Annotated in this window: 1 pseudogene; it reads right to left on the minus strand. The window is 62.4% G+C overall.

Features of this window, described 5'->3' with window-relative positions:
* Positions 1-234: pseudogene (locus L1069_RS23975) on the minus strand (DDE-type integrase/transposase/recombinase); the annotation flags it as partial.
* Between the last annotated feature and the right edge of the window lie 205 nt (positions 235-439).

Genomic DNA, 439 nt, shown 5'->3' on the forward strand with positions numbered 1-439 from the left:
AGCGCCAAAGCCGCTCGATCAGGCGATTTTCGATCCAGCGGCCGCGCCCATCCACCTGGATCTTTACCTTGGCGGCCCGCAGCACGCTGGTAAAATCTGAACTGGGGAACCGGGAACCCTGATCCGAGTTGAATTTCCCGGGCGGGCAGCGCCAGGCCAGTGCTTCCTTCAAGGCTTCGATGCAGAACCCGGGTTCATTGAGTTCGACAGCCGCCAGATCAGCACTTTGCGGCTGTGTCAGCCCATGGCCGCGCGCATGCGGGTCTCGAAGCGCTTGGTCTCCCGGCTGGCGCGGCAATCAGGCCCAGCCATTCGGCGTGGGTCAGACCGGCGGCGCTGTCCCTTCGGCAAAGGCTTCCGCCATGCCATCAAGGCGCAGGGCATTCAGGCGGTCGAGGGTTGGATGGGTCAGCATGAATATCCTTTCAATGAAAGCAGC

The sequence above is a fragment of the Leisingera sp. MMG026 genome (assembly GCF_021654205.1).
GTDB lineage: Bacteria > Pseudomonadota > Alphaproteobacteria > Rhodobacterales > Rhodobacteraceae > Leisingera.